Genomic DNA, 15,357 nt, shown 5'->3' with positions numbered 1-15,357 from the left:
GGCGCTCACCATCCGTAGCGAACGCTACCCTTGCCGGCGTAGCTGCGGGTGACGCTGGAGAACTCGCCTTCGAACGTGGCCGCCGTCGACCAGCCGTTCGTCCATCTCATCTCGACCGAAGCCGTGGCGAGCGCGGCGTCGCGCGCCTGCGCTGCGCCGTTGACGACGAAGCTTGCGAGCGGCAACGCCTGAAAGGTTGCGGCGGCCGAGCGATCGGGGTTGAAATCATGCGCCCAGGCGACACGGCCGCGCAGGGCCAACACGCCATCCTGCATCGCAAAGGACCTGTCGGTACGCAGGCCGAGCTCGCTGCGGCTGTCGGTCACGCTTTTCGCGGCGTAGCTCAAGGCGAATGCCGACGAGCCGGAGACGGCCTGCTCGGCATAGCCGGGGAGGTCGAGCGTCGTGAACTGCATCGCGCCGTAGGGTGTAAGGCCGATTCCGCCGAGCCATGACGCGACCACGCGATAGCCGCCTTCGAGACGGCCGGAATACGCATGGGCGTCGAAGGCGGCGCGCAGGCGATCGGTGCCGGCGAGCGTCACGGTGCGATCGGTGGTCATGTTCTGCCAGCCATAGGCCAGCGCGGCGGAGACGTAGGCCGGGCCGTTCGCGTGATACAGATATGCGCCGGCCTGGAACAGGTCGGAGCGGCCGGAGCCGAGACCGTTGACGTCGAAGCCGGTGCCGCCGCCGGCGAGCGCGAAACCCAGCTTCGTGCTCGGCGCCAGCCAATAGTCCGCACCGACCGCCGTGCCCGCGATGCGGCTCGTCATGTCGTTGGAACCATCCGTCGCATGGCCATGGGTCGACTGCGATCCGCCGAAGCCGGCAGCCCACACGCTCCAGCGCTGCGCAAATTTCTGCGCCGGCGCCTTGGCGAGCATGGCAAACGCGTCGGTGCGCTGGCGCGCGGCATAGGCGCTTGATTCGCTGTCTTCGGCAAATGCAGCCGCACTGTTCGGTGTGCTCGTCCGACCCTCCCGTTGCGCGAAGGGGTCGGTGAGCAGGCCCATGAACTGGCTCATCGCGCTGATCGTCGTCTGCTGCGCGGCCGTGCCTTGTTCGCCCGAGGCTTGCGTCAGCCCGGGCGCCGTCATGCGGCCGTAGATCAGCGGAATGCCGCCGTTGACGTCGAAGGAATGGACCAGAGCATTCGCCACCGCCTGCTGATTGCCATTCAGGCCGGACGCCGGCGGCGGGACGAAGGCGAGCGACAGGTCGAGATAGGCGTTGTTCGCATCGTAGCTGAGATCGGTCTTGAAGTTCGCCGGCAGATTGCTGTTGGCAACCGTCGAGGCAAAGGTGCCGGAGATGCCGCCGCCCGCGCTGAGGATGGTGTATCTCTTCTCGATATAGCTGCCGGCTGCAAATACCGCGTTCACGGTGGCGCCGCCGAGGGTTGCGGTGCCGGATACGCCTGCGGAGGACGCCGTCGACGGATTGACCTGGACCTGATAGATCGCGCCCGCTTGCAGGGCGAGATCGCCGACGATGCTCGTGACGCTGCCGGGCGTGCCGTTGCCGGGCGCCAAGGTGCCGCCGCCGGCGATCTTCACCAACAATGGATCGATCGTACCCGCTCCCATCAGCACGCCACCGGCATTCACCGTGACTGAAGAGGCGCCGGTGATGGTTCCTTCGACGTCGAGCACTCCGCCATTCACGGTCGTGGCTCCGGTATAGCCATTGTTGCCGACCAACATGGTGAAGCCGGCCGTCGTCGTCAGGCTCGCGGTCCCGCCGATACCATTGAGGACGCCTCCGGTCGACGTGACGGGCGCGTTCAGATTGCCGTTGCGAATCGTGCCTCCGTTGAGGCCGACCGCACCCTGGGTCTGCGCCGTGCCGCCCAGATCGAGCGTGGCACCGCTGTTGACCGTGGTCGTCCCGCCGGCGTCGCCCAGCGTGCCGGCGCCGCTCAAGGCCAGCGTGCCGCCGCTGACGAAGGTGCCGCCGCTGTAGGTGTTGGCTCCGGTCAGCGTCAGCGTGCCCAGCCCCGTCTTGGTCAGGGCTCCCGCGTTGATGATCTGTCCGGACAACGTCGCGTTGAAGCCGTTGGTGTCGATCGTGCCGCCGCCCGCCAGCAGTGAAATCGTCCGGGCGGTGCTGAAAGCCCCCGTGAAGCGCAGCGCACCACCATTGAAATTGACGTATTGCCCGAAACTCAGCGCCGAGAGCGCGGCGTCGCTGCCAGCCGAGACCGCCCCACCCGCCGCAACGATGACGTTCGGTCCAATGAAGCCCGCACCGGAAGTGCCGTTGTCCGCGATCGGCATCGAGGGGGAGGATACGATCGTGTTCGTGGCGGTATCCAGCACGTAAAACCCGGCGCCGGTCGTGATGTAGGCGCGACTTCCGTCGGGCGTCAGGGACACTCCGACGCCGTGGCTGGACAGGGCTACGTTTGCCGTGGCGGTGTTCGTCAGTGCATCGATCACCACGAGCACGTTGGTCTGCGTCGTTACGTAGATCCGCGACCCGTCAGGGCTGACTGCAACATGCAGCGGGAGCCCGGAGATCGAAACCGTCGTGACCACCGATTGCGAGGCCGCATCGATGACCGAGACGCCACCGCCTTGATTGGCCACGTAGATCCGGCTTCCATCCGGAGACACGGAGATGCCGGAGGGGCCGCCTCCGACCGCGACCGCGCCGATGACGGTTTTCGACGCGGCGTCGATGATCGAAACGCTCGCGGAGCCCTCGTTGGCCACATAGACCCGGCTCCCGTCCGGCGAGACGACAACGCCGTAAGGGACTGCACCAACTGCGATGGGTGAACCGACCACGAGATTGGTCGCGGTGGAGATCACCGTGACGGAATTGGCCCCGGAGGACGTCACATAGAGGCTCGAGCCATCAGGGCTGAGCGCCAATCCTGCCGGCCCGACGGCGACGGGTATGGTCGCGACAACCGTCCGGCTGACGACGTCGATGACGTCCACCGCGCCGGACATGGCAGCGACATACGCGAAACGGCCATCGGCCGAAAACACTGCGGCGTGAGGATAGGCGCTCGTCGCAAAAGCGGACCCGATCGGAGCGTTGCTCAGCGTGCCGAACTCGACCGCCTGCCCCGGCGTGCTGTTGATTGCGGTCCAAAGTCCGTAATTGTCGATCTGCGCCCGGCTGGCGGAGGTCGAGCCGAGATACGGCAGGACCAGGATGACGAGCATCCCGCAACCTCTCGCTGTCCGGCGACGACGGCAGCTGCGCGAACGTCGTTGCCGACGACCAGCGCCCTCAATTCCCATTGATCCCACGATAACCCCATTCCAACGGCGCGCCCCCGCATGACGCGCTCGCATTCCAGCAACGGGAGAGTCTCTAACAGGACGGCAGGCCGGACGATGTGCCCGGTGTCTCAGCGAGACAAAATCCATGCGGATCTCGCATGCGTTGCATACCGCCACCAGCGCGATCCAACTCGCTCTCGCTTGCGCACAGATTTCCGAATGGCTACATCCAGACCCGAGATCGGCTTGCCGCCGATCTCGGGAAATCAGTTGCGTGCGGTCTTTTCGCATCGTGAGGGGATGTGGACGACACAGCGTTGACCGGGAGTATGGCGGCCGACAATCCCGGGCGCGGTCCGGAGGCGCTCGCGCACTTGCGGGCCATGACGGCCGACATCTGCGAGGTCGTTCCGCGTACCGCGGAGAACGATTTCCATGTCACGACGGTGACATGGATGATCCGCAACGCCTTGCTGATCGACACGCGTGCCTCCGACCAGGACTATGACCGCACGCCCGCGCACGTCGCCCGCGGCGTCATGGATCATTTTCAGATCACCCTCTGCGTCGAAGGCGAGATGCAGTTCAGCTCGGGCCGGCGCGAGGTCACGCTGCGACCCGGCGACATCGTTCTCATCGACATGGCGCAACCGAATCAGACCGCACTGCGCGCCGGCGGCGGTCGCACCCATCTGATGACGATCGTCCTGCAGCGCGCGATGCTGGCGCCGCGGCTCGCATATCCGGATGCGGCGACGGCAACCCTGTTGCCGTCGGACCACCCTCATGCCCGCCTGCTCGCGAGCCACTATGCCGCGCTTGGCCTGCCGTCCGAGCCCGGAACGGAAACCGGGATCGGCAATGCCGAGGCCACGGTCGAGGCGATCGCCGACCTCGTGGCGGCCGCGGCCGGCGGGACGGCCGAAATCGTCGCGGGCCTCGAACGCGCCGAGCGCCATCTTTACATCACGATGATCAAGCGCCACATCGCGAACAATCTCGAAACCGATGCGCTCGCCGCCGAAGAGCTCTGCCGCCACTTCCATATCTCGCGCGCGACTCTCTACCGGCTGTTCGAGGCCGAGGGCGGGCTTGCGCATTATGTGCGGGAGCAGCGGCTTAATCTAGCATTTCGGCGATTGCTATCGCCATCCGCGCAGGACGGTCGTCTGATCGAGCTCGCCGTCGACATGCGCTTCAGCAGCGATTCCACCTTCATCCGCGCATTCCGCCGCAAATTCGGCCTGACGCCGGGCGAATTGAGGGAATTGGCCGACACATGGTTGCGCGAGACCGGAGCGGTGCCGGCCATCGACACGGTGCTGCACCAACTGGCCCGACGGCGCGCATCGCGGCCCTAATCTGGTCAGCCAACCCTTCCGTCCCGCCTGCCGCGCTGCGAGCTTCTCTTCGGCAGTGCACGCAGCTTTCCGAAGTCTGAGAGAAAGTCTGCATATTTGCTGCGCTGCGACACGCGACGACTATGAGGCTCCTGCAAACAAAAGCTCGCCGACATACAAAATGCGACATGGAGAGCTTGTCGGATGCCGACAATGCGTCCAAACTGTGATCAAAGTCGCTGGAATGCGGCATACCTCCAGCGGTTAAAAGAAAGCGCACCGAACGCGTTCAAACAACCAGGCCGCCAGGGAGGACGTCCATGACCGCAAAGTCTGAAAAGACCAGAACCACTCGTCGCAAATTCTTGCTGGCCGCCAGCGCGGCCGGCGCTGCCACCATCGCCATGCCTCAAGTCAGCCGGGCGCAAACGGCGACCCTGAAGATGCAGGGCTCGTGGGGCAAGGCCGATGTCTTCAACGAGATGGCCGAAGACTATGTGAAGCGCGTCAACGAGATGGCCGGGGGCCGGCTCCGCATAGACTACCTGGTCGGCGGCTCGGTCGTGCATCCGTTCCAGGTGTTCGACGGCGTTCATGGCGGCCAGATCGACGCGGCACACACGGTGACGGTCTACTGGTACGGCAAACACAAGGCAGCATCGCTGTTCGGGACAGGTCCCGTGTTCGGCTTCAACGCCAATGAAGGCCTCGGCTGGATCCACAACGGCGGCGGCAAGGAGCTGTTCGAGGAGCTCCAGACCAAGATCATGAACGTCAACATCAAGAGCTTCTTCGCCATGCCGATGCCGACCCAGCCGCTCGGCTGGTTCAAGAAGCCGATCACCAGCGACGCCGACCTCAAGGGCTTGAAATATCGCACGGTGGGCCTTGCCGCCGATCTCTTCCAGGCGATGGGTGCATCCGTCGCGCAGCTACCCGGCGGCGAGATCGTGCCTGCGATGGAGCGCGGCGTGATCGACGGGTTCGAGTTCAACAATCCGACCTCGGACCGGCGCTTCGGCGCGCAGGATGTCGCCAAGAACTACATGATGGGCAGCCACCATCAGGCGACGGAATATTTCGAGATCATGTTCAACCGGACCAAATTCAACGCGCTGCCGAAGGAACAGCAGGCGATCCTGCAATACGCCGCCGAAGCTGTGTCCTCCGCAAACGAATGGAAAGGCATGGACTATTATTCCAAGGACCTGCAGGAGCTGATCAACAAGGACAAGGTCAACGTCCAGCGGACGCCGAAGTCGGTGTTCGACGCGCAGATCAAGGCGTGGGACGGTCTGATCGCCCAGCTCGGCTCGGATCCGTTCATGAAGAAGGTGATGGACTCGCAGAAGGAATGGGTGCGCCGCGTGGTTTACTACAACATGAACAACGCGACCGACTACCGCGGCGCCTTCGAGCATCACTTCCCGGGCGTGCTCAAGGTGTGACGGCTGTCGCGGCGCATCGCGTGAGGCCGTATCGTGAGGGGCGGCGCATTGAAGCGCCGCCCGCGAGTTGGGAGGGGGACGTCCGGATGTACTGCTCGCAGCGAGTTCAGCTCGCATGACGAAATTCCTGTTCTTCATCGACGAGCTCAGCACGTGGGTCGGCAAGGCGTTCGCCTGGCTGATTCTCGTCCTCACACTGGGTGTCAGTTACGAGGTCTTCGTGCGCTACGTGCTGCGTGCGCCGACCACCTGGGCTTTCGACATCAGCTACATCACCTATGGCGCGATGTTCCTGATGGCCGGCGCGTATACGCTCTCGCGCAACGGCCATGTGCGTGCCGACGTGGTCTACCGCCTCTGGTCGCCGCGCACCCAGGCGACGATGGACCTCGTCCTGTATATCCTGTTCTTCCTGCCGGCGATCGCCGCGCTGATGTATTCGGGCTGGAACTACGCCCAGATGTCGGTCCGCTTCCGCGAAGTCAGCATCTTCAGTCCGGCCGGCGTGCCGGTGTTTCCGCTGAAGGCACTGATCCCTCTCACCGGCTTCCTTCTGTTTCTGCAGGGGTTTGCTGAGATCATTCGCTGTGTGCTGTGCATCCGCACCGGCCGATGGCCGCAACGCCTGCACGACGTGGAAGAGACCGAGAGCCTCGTCATCCGCGAACATCAGCAGCACGCGGCTGAGCCGCAGAGCGGGAAGGGACCAGGCGCATGACCGATCCTCAACTCGGCATGCTGATGCTGGGCCTCTTCATCTTCATCATCATGCTCGGCTTCCCGATCGCGTTCACGCTGATGGCGATGGGCGTCTCGTTCGGCTACTATGCCTACTACACCCCCGGTCAGGACTTCTTCCAGAACCGCATCTTCACGCTTCTGGTGCAGAAGACGTTCGAGGTCACATCCAGCGATGTGCTGGTTGCGGTTCCGCTGTTCCTGTTCATGGGCTATCTGATCGAGCGCGCAAACATTCTCGACCGCCTGTTCTACTCGCTGCAATTGTCGATGAAGAACGTGCCGGGCGCGCTGGCGGTGGCAACGCTGATCACCTGCGCGATGTTCGCGACCGCGACCGGCATCGTCGGCGCGGTCGTCACGCTGATGGGCCTGCTGGCCTTGCCGGCGATGCTGCGCGCCGGTTACGACGTCAAGCTGTCGGCAGGCGTCGTCTGCGCCGGCGGCTGCCTCGGCATCCTGATTCCGCCGAGCATTCTGCTGATCGTCTATGCGGCAACCGCCGGCGTTTCGGCGGTCAAGCTTTATGCGGCCGCTTTCTTTCCCGGGTTCCTGTTGGCCGGACTCTATGTCCTCTATGCGATGGCGCGCGCGATCATCAATCCCGCGCTGGCGCCGAAGCTGCCGCCCGAGCAGACCAACGTGCCGCTCGGCACCGTGATCTGGGCGCTCGCCACGTCGTTCCTGCCGCTGGCGTTACTGATCGTTTCGGTGCTCGGTGCGATCCTGTTCGGCCTGGCGACGCCATCCGAGGCGGCCGCGGTGGGCGCCCTCATGAGCATCGTTCTGGCCGCCGCCTATCGTTCGCTCAACTTCACGATGATGCGCGAATCGGTCTATCTGACCGTGCGTGCCACCGCGATGGTCTGTTACCTGTTCATCGGGTCGTGGACGTTCTCCGCGGTGTTTGCCGTCCTCGGCGGACAAACCGTGGTCGAGCAGTTCTTCGCCGCGATGAACCTGTCGCCGATCGGGTTCCTGCTGTTGACCCAGGTGATCATCTTCCTGCTCGGCTGGCCGCTGGAATGGACCGAGATCATCATCATCTTCGTGCCGATCTTCCTGCCGCTGCTGCCCCAATACGGCATCGATCCGATCTTCTTCGGCATCCTGGTGGCACTGAACACGCAGACGGCGTTCAACACGCCGCCGGTCGCGATGGCAGCCTTCTATCTGAAGGGCGTGGCGCCGCCTCAGGTGAAGCTGACTGACATCTTCTCCGGCGCGCTTCCCTTTGTCGGCCTGGTCTTCTTCACCATGGCACTGGTCTACATCTTCCCGGGGATCGCATTGTGGTTGCCCAACTATCTCTATGGATCGCGATGAGCGCGCCCGGCAAACCGCCGAAAGGCTGCGCATGAGTCTCAACGCGCTCGGCCTCATGGAAGCTGCGGCCGGCATCCGCGACGGCCGGCTCAGTTCCGCGGAGCTCGTCGGCGACTGCCTCAAGCGCATCGACGAGGTCGATCGCGATATCCAGGCGTGGGCATTTCTTGATCGCGACCACGCGATGCGGCAGGCCGAGGCTGCTGACGATCATCGTAAGCACGGCAAGGCTATAGGCCCGCTGCATGGCGTGCCCGTGGGCATCAAGGACATCTTCGACACCGGCGACATGCCGACGGAATTCGGATCGGAGCTGTGGGCCGGACGCACGCCGCGGCGCGATGCGGCGGCTGTGGCGCGTCTGCGGGCGGCCGGCGCTGTAATCCTCGGCAAGACGGTGACCACCGAGTACGCGTACTACAATCCGGGCAAGACCCGAAATCCGCACAACCCGGATCACACGCCCGGCGGATCGTCCTCCGGCTCCGCCGCGGCCGTCGCGGCGCTGATGGTGCCAGGTGCTGTCGGCTCGCAGACCAACGGCTCGGTGATCCGTCCTGCCGCCTTCTGCGGCGTGGTCGGTTTCAAGCCCTCGCATGGCCTCATTCCGCGCAGCGGCGCGCTCGAATTGTCGCGCACGCTCGACCATGTCGGCGTGTTCGGGCGCAGCGTGGAGGACGTGGCCCTGCTGTCCGAGGTCATGGTCGACTTCGACCGGGAGGATTTGGACACGCGGCCTGTTGCGCGCCCGCCATTCTCTGCGGTAGCGGCGAGCGAGCCGCCGTTGCCGCCGCGATTTGCCTTCGTGCGCTCTCCGGTCTGGGATCAGGCCGAGCCAGTGACCCGTGAGGCCTTTGCTGAGCTCATCGAGGCTTTGGGCGAGGCGTGCAGCGAAGTCGAGCTTGGGCCGAGCTTCGATAGAGCCGTCGATATGCACCGTATCATCATGGAAGTTGATATGGCGCACAATCTGCGGCGCGACTACCAGCGAGGCGGCGACAAGCTGAGCACGCCTCTGCGCCAGGCGATCGAGCGGGGCCGCGCGCATCTCGCGGTGGATTATTGCGGCGCTCTGGCCGGGATTGCGCCGCTCAACCAGGCTCTGGACCACATTTTCGACGAATACGACGCCGTCCTGACGCCTGCGGCGCCGGGTGCGGCTCCCGGCATTGAAACGACCGGCAACCCGGTTTTCTGCACGCTCTGGACCTATCTCGGCGTACCCGCCATCAGCCTGCCATTGATGCGTTCGGAAGCCGGCCTTCCGCTGGGCGTCCAGCTCGTCGGCCGCCGCAGCAACGATGCCCGCCTCTTGCGCACGGCGTGCTGGCTCGTCAGGAATATCGGGCGCACTCGTGGCAGCGCTCGGCGCAACGTCCCAAGCGCCGGCACGAACGCGGCTCCCCGCGCGGAGAAAAGGAAAGTGCGATGACCAATCTGATCACCGGACTCATCGGCCTCGCGCTTATGATGACATTTCTTGGGTTTCTGGTGGTTTGGATCAAGGCCATTCCGCTCATCGTCATTGTGGTTGGCGTGGTGATCCTGGCGGTGGTCGATTTCGTCCAGTCACTGCAGACGACGAACGGCACGCCTCGCTGAGCGCCGGCGCAAAATCGTTCTCGCGCGGCAACATCAGGCCAGATGGCACGCCACGAAGTGCCCGCCCGCCCCCTCCTTCAACACCGGCGCGCTCTCCGCACAACGCGGTTGGGCGATCGGGCAGCGGGTGTGGAAGTGACAGCCCGACGGCGGCTTCATCGGGCTCGGCACGTCGCCCTTGAGGCGGATGCGCTCGCGCTTCAGCTTGGGATCGGGCACCGGCACCGCCGACAACAGCGCCCTGGTGTAGGGATGCTGCGGATTGCGGTAGAGATCGCTCGCCTTCGCCAGCTCCACGATGCGTCCGAGATACATCACCGCGACACGATCGGAGATGTGCTCGACCACCGAGAGGTCGTGCGCGACGAAGAGATAGGTGAGGTTCAGCTCAGCCTGGAGGTCTTCCAGCAGATTGATCACCTGGGCCTGGATCGACACGTCGAGCGCCGATACCGGCTCGTCGCAGACGATGAGCTTCGGCTCGACCGCGAGCGCCCGCGCGATCACGATGCGCTGGCGCTGGCCGCCGGAGAATTCGTGCGGATAGCGCCGCATGTGCTCGGCCTTGAGCCCCACCTTGACCAGCAGGCTGGCGACGCGCTCCTCGCGCTCCTTTGCCGAGGATCCGAGCTTGTGGATGATCAGCGCCTCGCTGAGAATCGCACCGACCGTCATGCGCGGATTGAGCGAGGCGAACGGGTCCTGGAACACCAGCTGCATGTTGCGCCGCATCGCGCGCAGATCATTGCCGCTGAGCTGACGCACGTCCTGGCCGTCGAAGGTGACCTCGCCGTCGGTCGGCTCGATCAGGCGCAGCACGCAGCGACCCGTGGTCGACTTGCCGCAACCGGATTCGCCGACGAGACCGAGCGTCTCGCCGCGGTTGACCGAGAACGACACGCCGTCGACCGCATAGACGGCGCCGACCTGGCGCGACAACAGGCCGCCGAGCACGGGGAAGTGTTTCTTCAGGCCGCTGACGCGGAGCAAGGGTTCGCTCATGACGCAGCTCCCACGCTCATATCTCCCAAGTGACAGGCCATGCGATGACCGGGCGCGATCTCGCGCAGCAGCGGCTCCTTCTCGGTGCAGACGTTCATGGCGAACTTGCAGCGCGGCGCGAAGCGGCAGCCGACCGGCGGATTGATCAGGATCGGCACCGAGCCGCCGATCGCCTCCAGCCGCGTCTTGTGCTCGCTGTCGAGGTCGATGCGCGGAATCGAACGGATCAGGCCCTGAGTATAGGGATGGCGAGGATCGCCGAACAGATCGTCTACGGGAGCTTCCTCGACCACCTTGCCGGCATACATCACGACGACGCGTTGCGCGGTTTCGGCGACGACGCCCATGGCATGGGTGATCAGCATCACCGCCATGCCGAAACGCTCCTTCATGTCCTGGAGCAAATCGAGAATCTGGGCCTGGATGGTGACGTCGAGCGCCGTGGTGGGCTCGTCGGCGATGATCAGCTTCGGTTTGCAGGCGAGTGCCATTGCGATCATCACGCGCTGGCGCATGCCGCCCGAGAACTGATGCGGATAATTGTGCACGCGGCCCTCCGCGTTCGGGATCTGCACCAGCTTCAGCATCTCGATGGTGCGCTCGAGCGCCTGCTTCCTGGTCAGGGCTTCGTGCCGGCGCAGGCTCTCGGCGATCTGCTCGCCGATGGTGAGCACCGGGTTGAGCGAGGTCATCGGCTCCTGGAAGATGAAGCCGATCTCCTTGGCCCTGATCTCGTCGAGCTGATTGCTGGTCAGCGGCACCAGATCGCGGCCCTCGAAGATGATCTGGCCTGCCGCGATCCGCCCCGGCGGCATCGCGATCAGCTTCAGGATCGACATCGCAGTGACGGTCTTGCCGCAGCCGGACTCGCCGACGACGCAGAGCGTCTCGCCGCGGTTGATGGAGATATCGACGCCGTCGACGGCCTGCAGGATGCCGTCGTCGGTGGAGAAGTGGGTTTTCAGGCCCTTGATCTCGAGCAGCGGCGCCATCAGATCACCCGTCGCGCATCGAGCGCGTCACGCAGACCGTCGCCGATGAAGTTGATTGCGACCACCGCGATGAAGATCGCGCCGCCCGGAAACAGCGCCCAGTGCGGGCCGATGTCGAGAAAGTCCTTGGCGTCGTACAGCAGCCGGCCCCAGGTCGGGGTGTCCGGCGGGAAGCCGAGGCCGAGGAAGGATAGGGTCGATTCCGCGATGATCGCGGCGGCGACGTCGATGGTGCCGGCGATGATCACGGGGCCGAGCGCATTGGGCAGGATGTGCCGCACCACCTGCCGCACCGGGCTGGCGCCGAGCGCGCGTGCAGCCTCGACGAACTCCTTCTCGCGGATCGACAGGAACTGCGCGCGCACGAGCCGCGCCACCGGCATCCAGCGCAGGCCTCCGATCACGAGCACGATCAGGATGAAGATGCCGCCCTCGGGTCCGAACGTCTGCTTCAGCCCGTCGCGGAAGAGATAGATCAGCAGCAGCAGCAACGGTAGTTGCGGCAGCGACAGGAACAGGTCGGTCAGCCACATCAGGCCGTGACCGAGCGCACCACGCGACATGCCGGCGAGCGCGCCGATCAGCACGCCGACCAGGACCGAGACCAGCATGGCGGCGAGACCGACCGCGAGCGAGATGCGTCCGCCATAGATCATGCGGGCCAGGATGTCCTGCCCCAGATCGTCGGTGCCGAAGGGATGGGCCAGCGAAGGCCCCTGCATGCCCGCAACGATATCGATGTCGTCGATCTTGACGCGCCAGACGAAGGGACCGAGCACCACTGCCAGGATCAGAATGAGGAGCAGCACCGCACTCACCACCGCAAGCTTGTGCCGGCTATAGCGCCGCCACGTCTCGCGCCAGGGCGAGTAGACGCGCCGCTCAGCGGAAGGAGATGCGAGGGTCAAGCCAGCCATAAAGCACGTCCGCGATGAGGTTGAACAGCACGACGAGGCACGCGAAGACGAAGGTGACGGCCATCACCACCGGCGTGTCGTTGGAAAGAATGGAAGAGATCAGCAGCGAGCCGATGCCGGGGATTCGGAAGATCTGCTCGGTGACGATCGCGCCGCCGAACACCGCCGGCATCTGCAAGGCGATCAGCGTCACGACCGGGATCATGGCGTTGCGCATGACGTGCTTGACGATGACCTTGGCCTGCCCGAGGCCCTTGGCGCGCGCCGTGGTGACGTAATCAAGACGGATCACGTCGAGCATCGCCGAGCGCACGAAGCGCGTCATCGACGCCGCCTGGAACAGGCCGAGCACCGCCACCGGCATGATCGCCTGGCGGATCATTTCCAGCACCCAGCGGATACCGGTCGCCTTGATGTCGGTGGTATAGACGAACGGCAGCCAGTCCAGCGTGATCGAGAAGATCAGGATGAACAGAATGCCGGTGAAGAAGGTCGGAAGCGAGAAACCGACGAAGGCGAGCGTGTTCGCGACCTGATCGAACAGCGAATAGGGCTTCGTCGCGGCGTAGACGCCGACGGGAATCGCGATCAGCAGCGCCAGCAGCTGCGCCGAGCCGATCACGTAGAGCGTGGCCGGCAGGCGCTGGAGGATCAGCTGGTCGACGTCCATCCGGCTGACGAAGGAGAAACCCCAGTCGCCGTGCAGCATGGCGCTGAGCCAGTGCAGGTAACGGAGATAGATCGGATCATCGAGACCGAACTTGGCCCGAAGCGATGCCGCCACTTCCGGCGGCACGTTCGGATTGGTCGTCAGCTCCGAAAAGGGATCGCCCGGGGCAAGCGCCAGCACCACGAACAGCACCAGCGAAATGCCCAGCAGGCTCGGAACGGCGATCAACAGGCGACGCAGGACATACTGACTCATGGGGAAAATCCCGTCGATGTCTGCGCGATCATTCCTCCCGGTACCAATCGAACAGGTTGTCGGTTTCGTTGGCCCAGCCGCTGATGATGCAACGCAGGTTATTGGCCGCAGCTTCCACCTTGAGGCGGTGCTGCACGGGGATGAACACGGTGTCGCGGATCAGCAGATCATTGGCCTTGATGTAGAGCGAGGCACGCTTGACCGGATCCATCTCGCCTTCCGCGGCCTCGATGGTCTGGTCATACTCCTTGTTGACGTAACGCGGGAAATTCTGGCCCTGCCATTTGTTCTCCTTGGTCGCCACGTTCGCCGAAACGTATCGGCGCATGTGCTGCGAGGGATCCGGCTGACTCATCGGGATCTGGAACATCTGCATATCGGCGTAGAACTTCGGATAGGTATCGGGATTGCCGACGTCGGATGAGAAGAACACGGTGGCGACCACCGATTTCAGCTCGACTTCGATGCCCGCCTTCTGGCAGGCCTGCTTGACGATGGCCTGGGTCTTCTGGCGCGGTCCGTTGATCGAGGTCTGGTAGAGCAGCTTCAGCTTCTTGCCGTCCTTCTCGCGGATGCCGTCCGCGCCCGGCTTCCAGCCGGCGTCATCCAGAATCTTGCTGGCCTTTTCGATGCTGAACTCCCAGCTCGTGTTCTTGGACACGAACTTTTCGGGGCCATTGAGAAAGTTGGCCGTCGTGCGGCCGGCGCGGCCGTAGATCGCCTTCTTGACGGACTCGCGGTCGACCAGCAGCGACAGCGCCTTGCGCACGGCGGGGTCGGAGAACAGCGGATGCTTGGTCTTGAGCGACGAGCGTTCACCGTCGACCTCCGTGTTGGGATCGGTCGAGTTCAGCGCGATGAATTCGGTGTCGCCGCCGACGGCGTAGATCGCCTTGCCCTTGCCGCCCTTCTCGAGCCGCAGAAGGACGTCGTCTTCCACCTGGATGTTGTATCCGAAGTCATATTCGCCGGTCTGGATCACCGCGCGCGCCGCTGAGACGGCATCGCCGCCGCCCTTCATCTCGAGGGTGTCGAAATAGGGGCGGTTGGGCATGTGGTAGTCGGGATTGAGCACCCCGCGGACGAGATCGCCCGGCTTGAACTCGACGAACTTATAGGGGCCGGTGCCGACCGGCGCCAGATTGTTCGGTGCCTCGCGGGATTTGCTGCCCTTGTAATCCGCAAAGAGATGCTTGGGGATGATGCAGTTCGGAGCGCCGACGAAAGCCTCGGCCCAGAACGGCGTCGGCTTGGGGAAGTTGATGCGCACGGTGAGATCGTCGATCTTTTCGACGACGATGTCGCGGTGAACGCCGATGGTGATGGCGGAGGTCGCCGGGTCCTTGGCGTATTCCCAGTTGAACACCACGTCATCGGCCGTGAACGGCTTGCCGTCGTGCCATTTCACGCCAGGCTTCAGCTTCCACGTCACCGACTTGCCGTCGGCGGCGAGCAGGCCGTTCTGGATCGACGGGATCTCCGCCGCCAGCACCAGCTTCATGTTGCCGTCTGGATCCCAGCAGGCGAGCGGTTCGTAGAACAGGCGCGAGCCGTCCTGGTCCTTGGTGCCGGTGGCGAAATGCGGATTGAGCAAGGTCGGTCCCTGCCACCACAACAGCTTCAGCGCACCGCCGCCGCCGCGCTTGGTCGGCTTGTAGGTCGAGGCGCCCTCAGCCATGGCGACGCCGCCGAGCGCGAGGATCTGATTGGCCAGAGGGGCGGTGAGACCGACCGCGGCCATGCGCTTGATGAAGGCGCGGCGATCCATCCGCCCATCCTTCACCTGGCCGATCATCGAACGCAGTTCTTTATCCAGCATGGTTGTCCC

At 64.4% G+C, this 15,357-nt stretch carries 12 protein-coding genes; 6 read left to right on the top strand and 6 right to left on the bottom strand.

The features are described from left to right. Positions 1-5: 5 nt before the first annotated feature. Positions 6-3,179 (bottom strand): autotransporter domain-containing protein, encoded by a 3,174-nt coding sequence (locus AC066S_RS01035; RefSeq protein ID WP_478268705.1) that lies wholly within the window; start codon positions 3,177-3,179, stop codon positions 6-8. A gap of 377 nt (positions 3,180-3,556) precedes the next feature. On the opposite strand from AC066S_RS01035, the gene AC066S_RS01030 reads away from it, so the two are divergent. The 6 genes from AC066S_RS01030 to AC066S_RS01005 all read left to right on the top strand — a co-directional run bounded on the left by AC066S_RS01030 (position 3,557) and on the right by AC066S_RS01005 (position 9,693). Beyond that, positions 3,557-4,600, top strand: coding sequence for a helix-turn-helix domain-containing protein (locus AC066S_RS01030; protein ID WP_126259354.1), 1,044 nt, complete (start codon positions 3,557-3,559; stop codon positions 4,598-4,600). A 299-nt stretch (positions 4,601-4,899) separates the two neighbouring features. Then, positions 4,900-6,027 (top strand): TRAP transporter substrate-binding protein, encoded by a 1,128-nt coding sequence (locus tag AC066S_RS01025; RefSeq protein ID WP_126259353.1) that lies wholly within the window; start codon positions 4,900-4,902, stop codon positions 6,025-6,027. Positions 6,028-6,142: 115 nt separating this feature from the next. Further along, complete coding sequence (locus tag AC066S_RS01020) at positions 6,143-6,745, top strand: TRAP transporter small permease subunit (RefSeq protein ID WP_126259352.1); 603 nt, start codon at positions 6,143-6,145, stop codon at positions 6,743-6,745. Next, positions 6,742-8,091, top strand: a complete 1,350-nt coding sequence (locus tag AC066S_RS01015; protein WP_126259351.1) for a TRAP transporter large permease — start codon at positions 6,742-6,744, stop codon at positions 8,089-8,091. Before AC066S_RS01020 ends, AC066S_RS01015 begins: the two co-directional genes overlap by 4 nt. Before the next feature lie 31 nt (positions 8,092-8,122). Beyond that, positions 8,123-9,523, top strand: a complete 1,401-nt coding sequence (locus AC066S_RS01010; protein WP_478268704.1) for an amidase — start codon at positions 8,123-8,125, stop codon at positions 9,521-9,523. Next, a complete protein-coding gene (locus AC066S_RS01005) occupies positions 9,520-9,693 on the top strand; it encodes a hypothetical protein (RefSeq protein ID WP_164718817.1) in 174 nt (57 codons plus the stop codon). Before AC066S_RS01010 ends, AC066S_RS01005 begins: the two co-directional genes overlap by 4 nt. 33 nt (positions 9,694-9,726) lie before the next feature. On the opposite strand, the gene AC066S_RS01000 is transcribed toward AC066S_RS01005, so the two are convergent. From AC066S_RS01000 to AC066S_RS00980, 5 genes are read right to left on the bottom strand one after another with little or no spacing between them, the layout of a single operon-like run. After that, positions 9,727-10,695: an ABC transporter ATP-binding protein gene (locus AC066S_RS01000; RefSeq protein ID WP_478268703.1), complete on the bottom strand. Its 969-nt coding sequence runs from the start codon at positions 10,693-10,695 to the stop codon at positions 9,727-9,729. Beyond that, on the bottom strand, positions 10,692-11,687 hold the full coding sequence (locus tag AC066S_RS00995) for an ABC transporter ATP-binding protein (RefSeq protein WP_126259348.1): 996 nt from the start codon (positions 11,685-11,687) through the stop codon (positions 10,692-10,694). The genes AC066S_RS01000 and AC066S_RS00995 overlap by 4 nt, the downstream gene beginning before the upstream one ends. Continuing rightward, positions 11,687-12,604, bottom strand: coding sequence for an ABC transporter permease (locus AC066S_RS00990; protein ID WP_126259347.1), 918 nt, complete (start codon positions 12,602-12,604; stop codon positions 11,687-11,689). The genes AC066S_RS00995 and AC066S_RS00990 overlap by 1 nt, the downstream gene beginning before the upstream one ends. After that, positions 12,570-13,529 carry an ABC transporter permease gene (locus AC066S_RS00985; protein ID WP_135166469.1) on the bottom strand — a complete coding sequence of 320 codons (960 nt, stop codon included), beginning with the start codon at positions 13,527-13,529 and terminating at the stop codon, positions 12,570-12,572. Before AC066S_RS00985 ends, AC066S_RS00990 begins: the two co-directional genes overlap by 35 nt. A 28-nt stretch (positions 13,530-13,557) precedes the next feature. Further along, a complete protein-coding gene (locus AC066S_RS00980) occupies positions 13,558-15,348 on the bottom strand; it encodes a peptide ABC transporter substrate-binding protein (RefSeq protein ID WP_126259345.1) in 1,791 nt (596 codons plus the stop codon). Positions 15,349-15,357 lie beyond the last annotated feature (9 nt).

The sequence above is a fragment of the Bradyrhizobium sp. CFUWI genome, assembly GCF_056429085.1.
Note: the sequence above shows the minus strand (reverse complement) of the source record. Positions and strands in the feature narration are given on the sequence as shown.

Bases quoted from the DNA above. Each gene is read 5' to 3' on its own strand.
- AC066S_RS01035 (WP_478268705.1), bottom strand. From the start codon at position 3,179: ATGCTCGTCATCCTGGTCCTGCCGTATCTCGGCTCGACCTCCGCCAGC.
- AC066S_RS01025 (WP_126259353.1), top strand. From the start codon at position 4,900: ATGACCGCAAAGTCTGAAAAGACCAGAACCACTCGTCGCAAATTCTTG.
- AC066S_RS01020 (WP_126259352.1), top strand. From the start codon at position 6,143: ATGACGAAATTCCTGTTCTTCATCGACGAGCTCAGCACGTGGGTCGGC.
- AC066S_RS01015 (WP_126259351.1), top strand. From the start codon at position 6,742: ATGACCGATCCTCAACTCGGCATGCTGATGCTGGGCCTCTTCATCTTC.
- AC066S_RS01010 (WP_478268704.1), top strand. From the start codon at position 8,123: ATGAGTCTCAACGCGCTCGGCCTCATGGAAGCTGCGGCCGGCATCCGC.
- AC066S_RS01005 (WP_164718817.1), top strand. From the start codon at position 9,520: ATGACCAATCTGATCACCGGACTCATCGGCCTCGCGCTTATGATGACA.
- AC066S_RS01000 (WP_478268703.1), bottom strand. From the start codon at position 10,695: ATGAGCGAACCCTTGCTCCGCGTCAGCGGCCTGAAGAAACACTTCCCC.
- AC066S_RS00995 (WP_126259348.1), bottom strand. From the start codon at position 11,687: ATGGCGCCGCTGCTCGAGATCAAGGGCCTGAAAACCCACTTCTCCACC.
- AC066S_RS00990 (WP_126259347.1), bottom strand. From the start codon at position 12,604: ATGGCTGGCTTGACCCTCGCATCTCCTTCCGCTGAGCGGCGCGTCTAC.
- AC066S_RS00985 (WP_135166469.1), bottom strand. From the start codon at position 13,529: ATGAGTCAGTATGTCCTGCGTCGCCTGTTGATCGCCGTTCCGAGCCTG.
- AC066S_RS00980 (WP_126259345.1), bottom strand. From the start codon at position 15,348: ATGCTGGATAAAGAACTGCGTTCGATGATCGGCCAGGTGAAGGATGGG.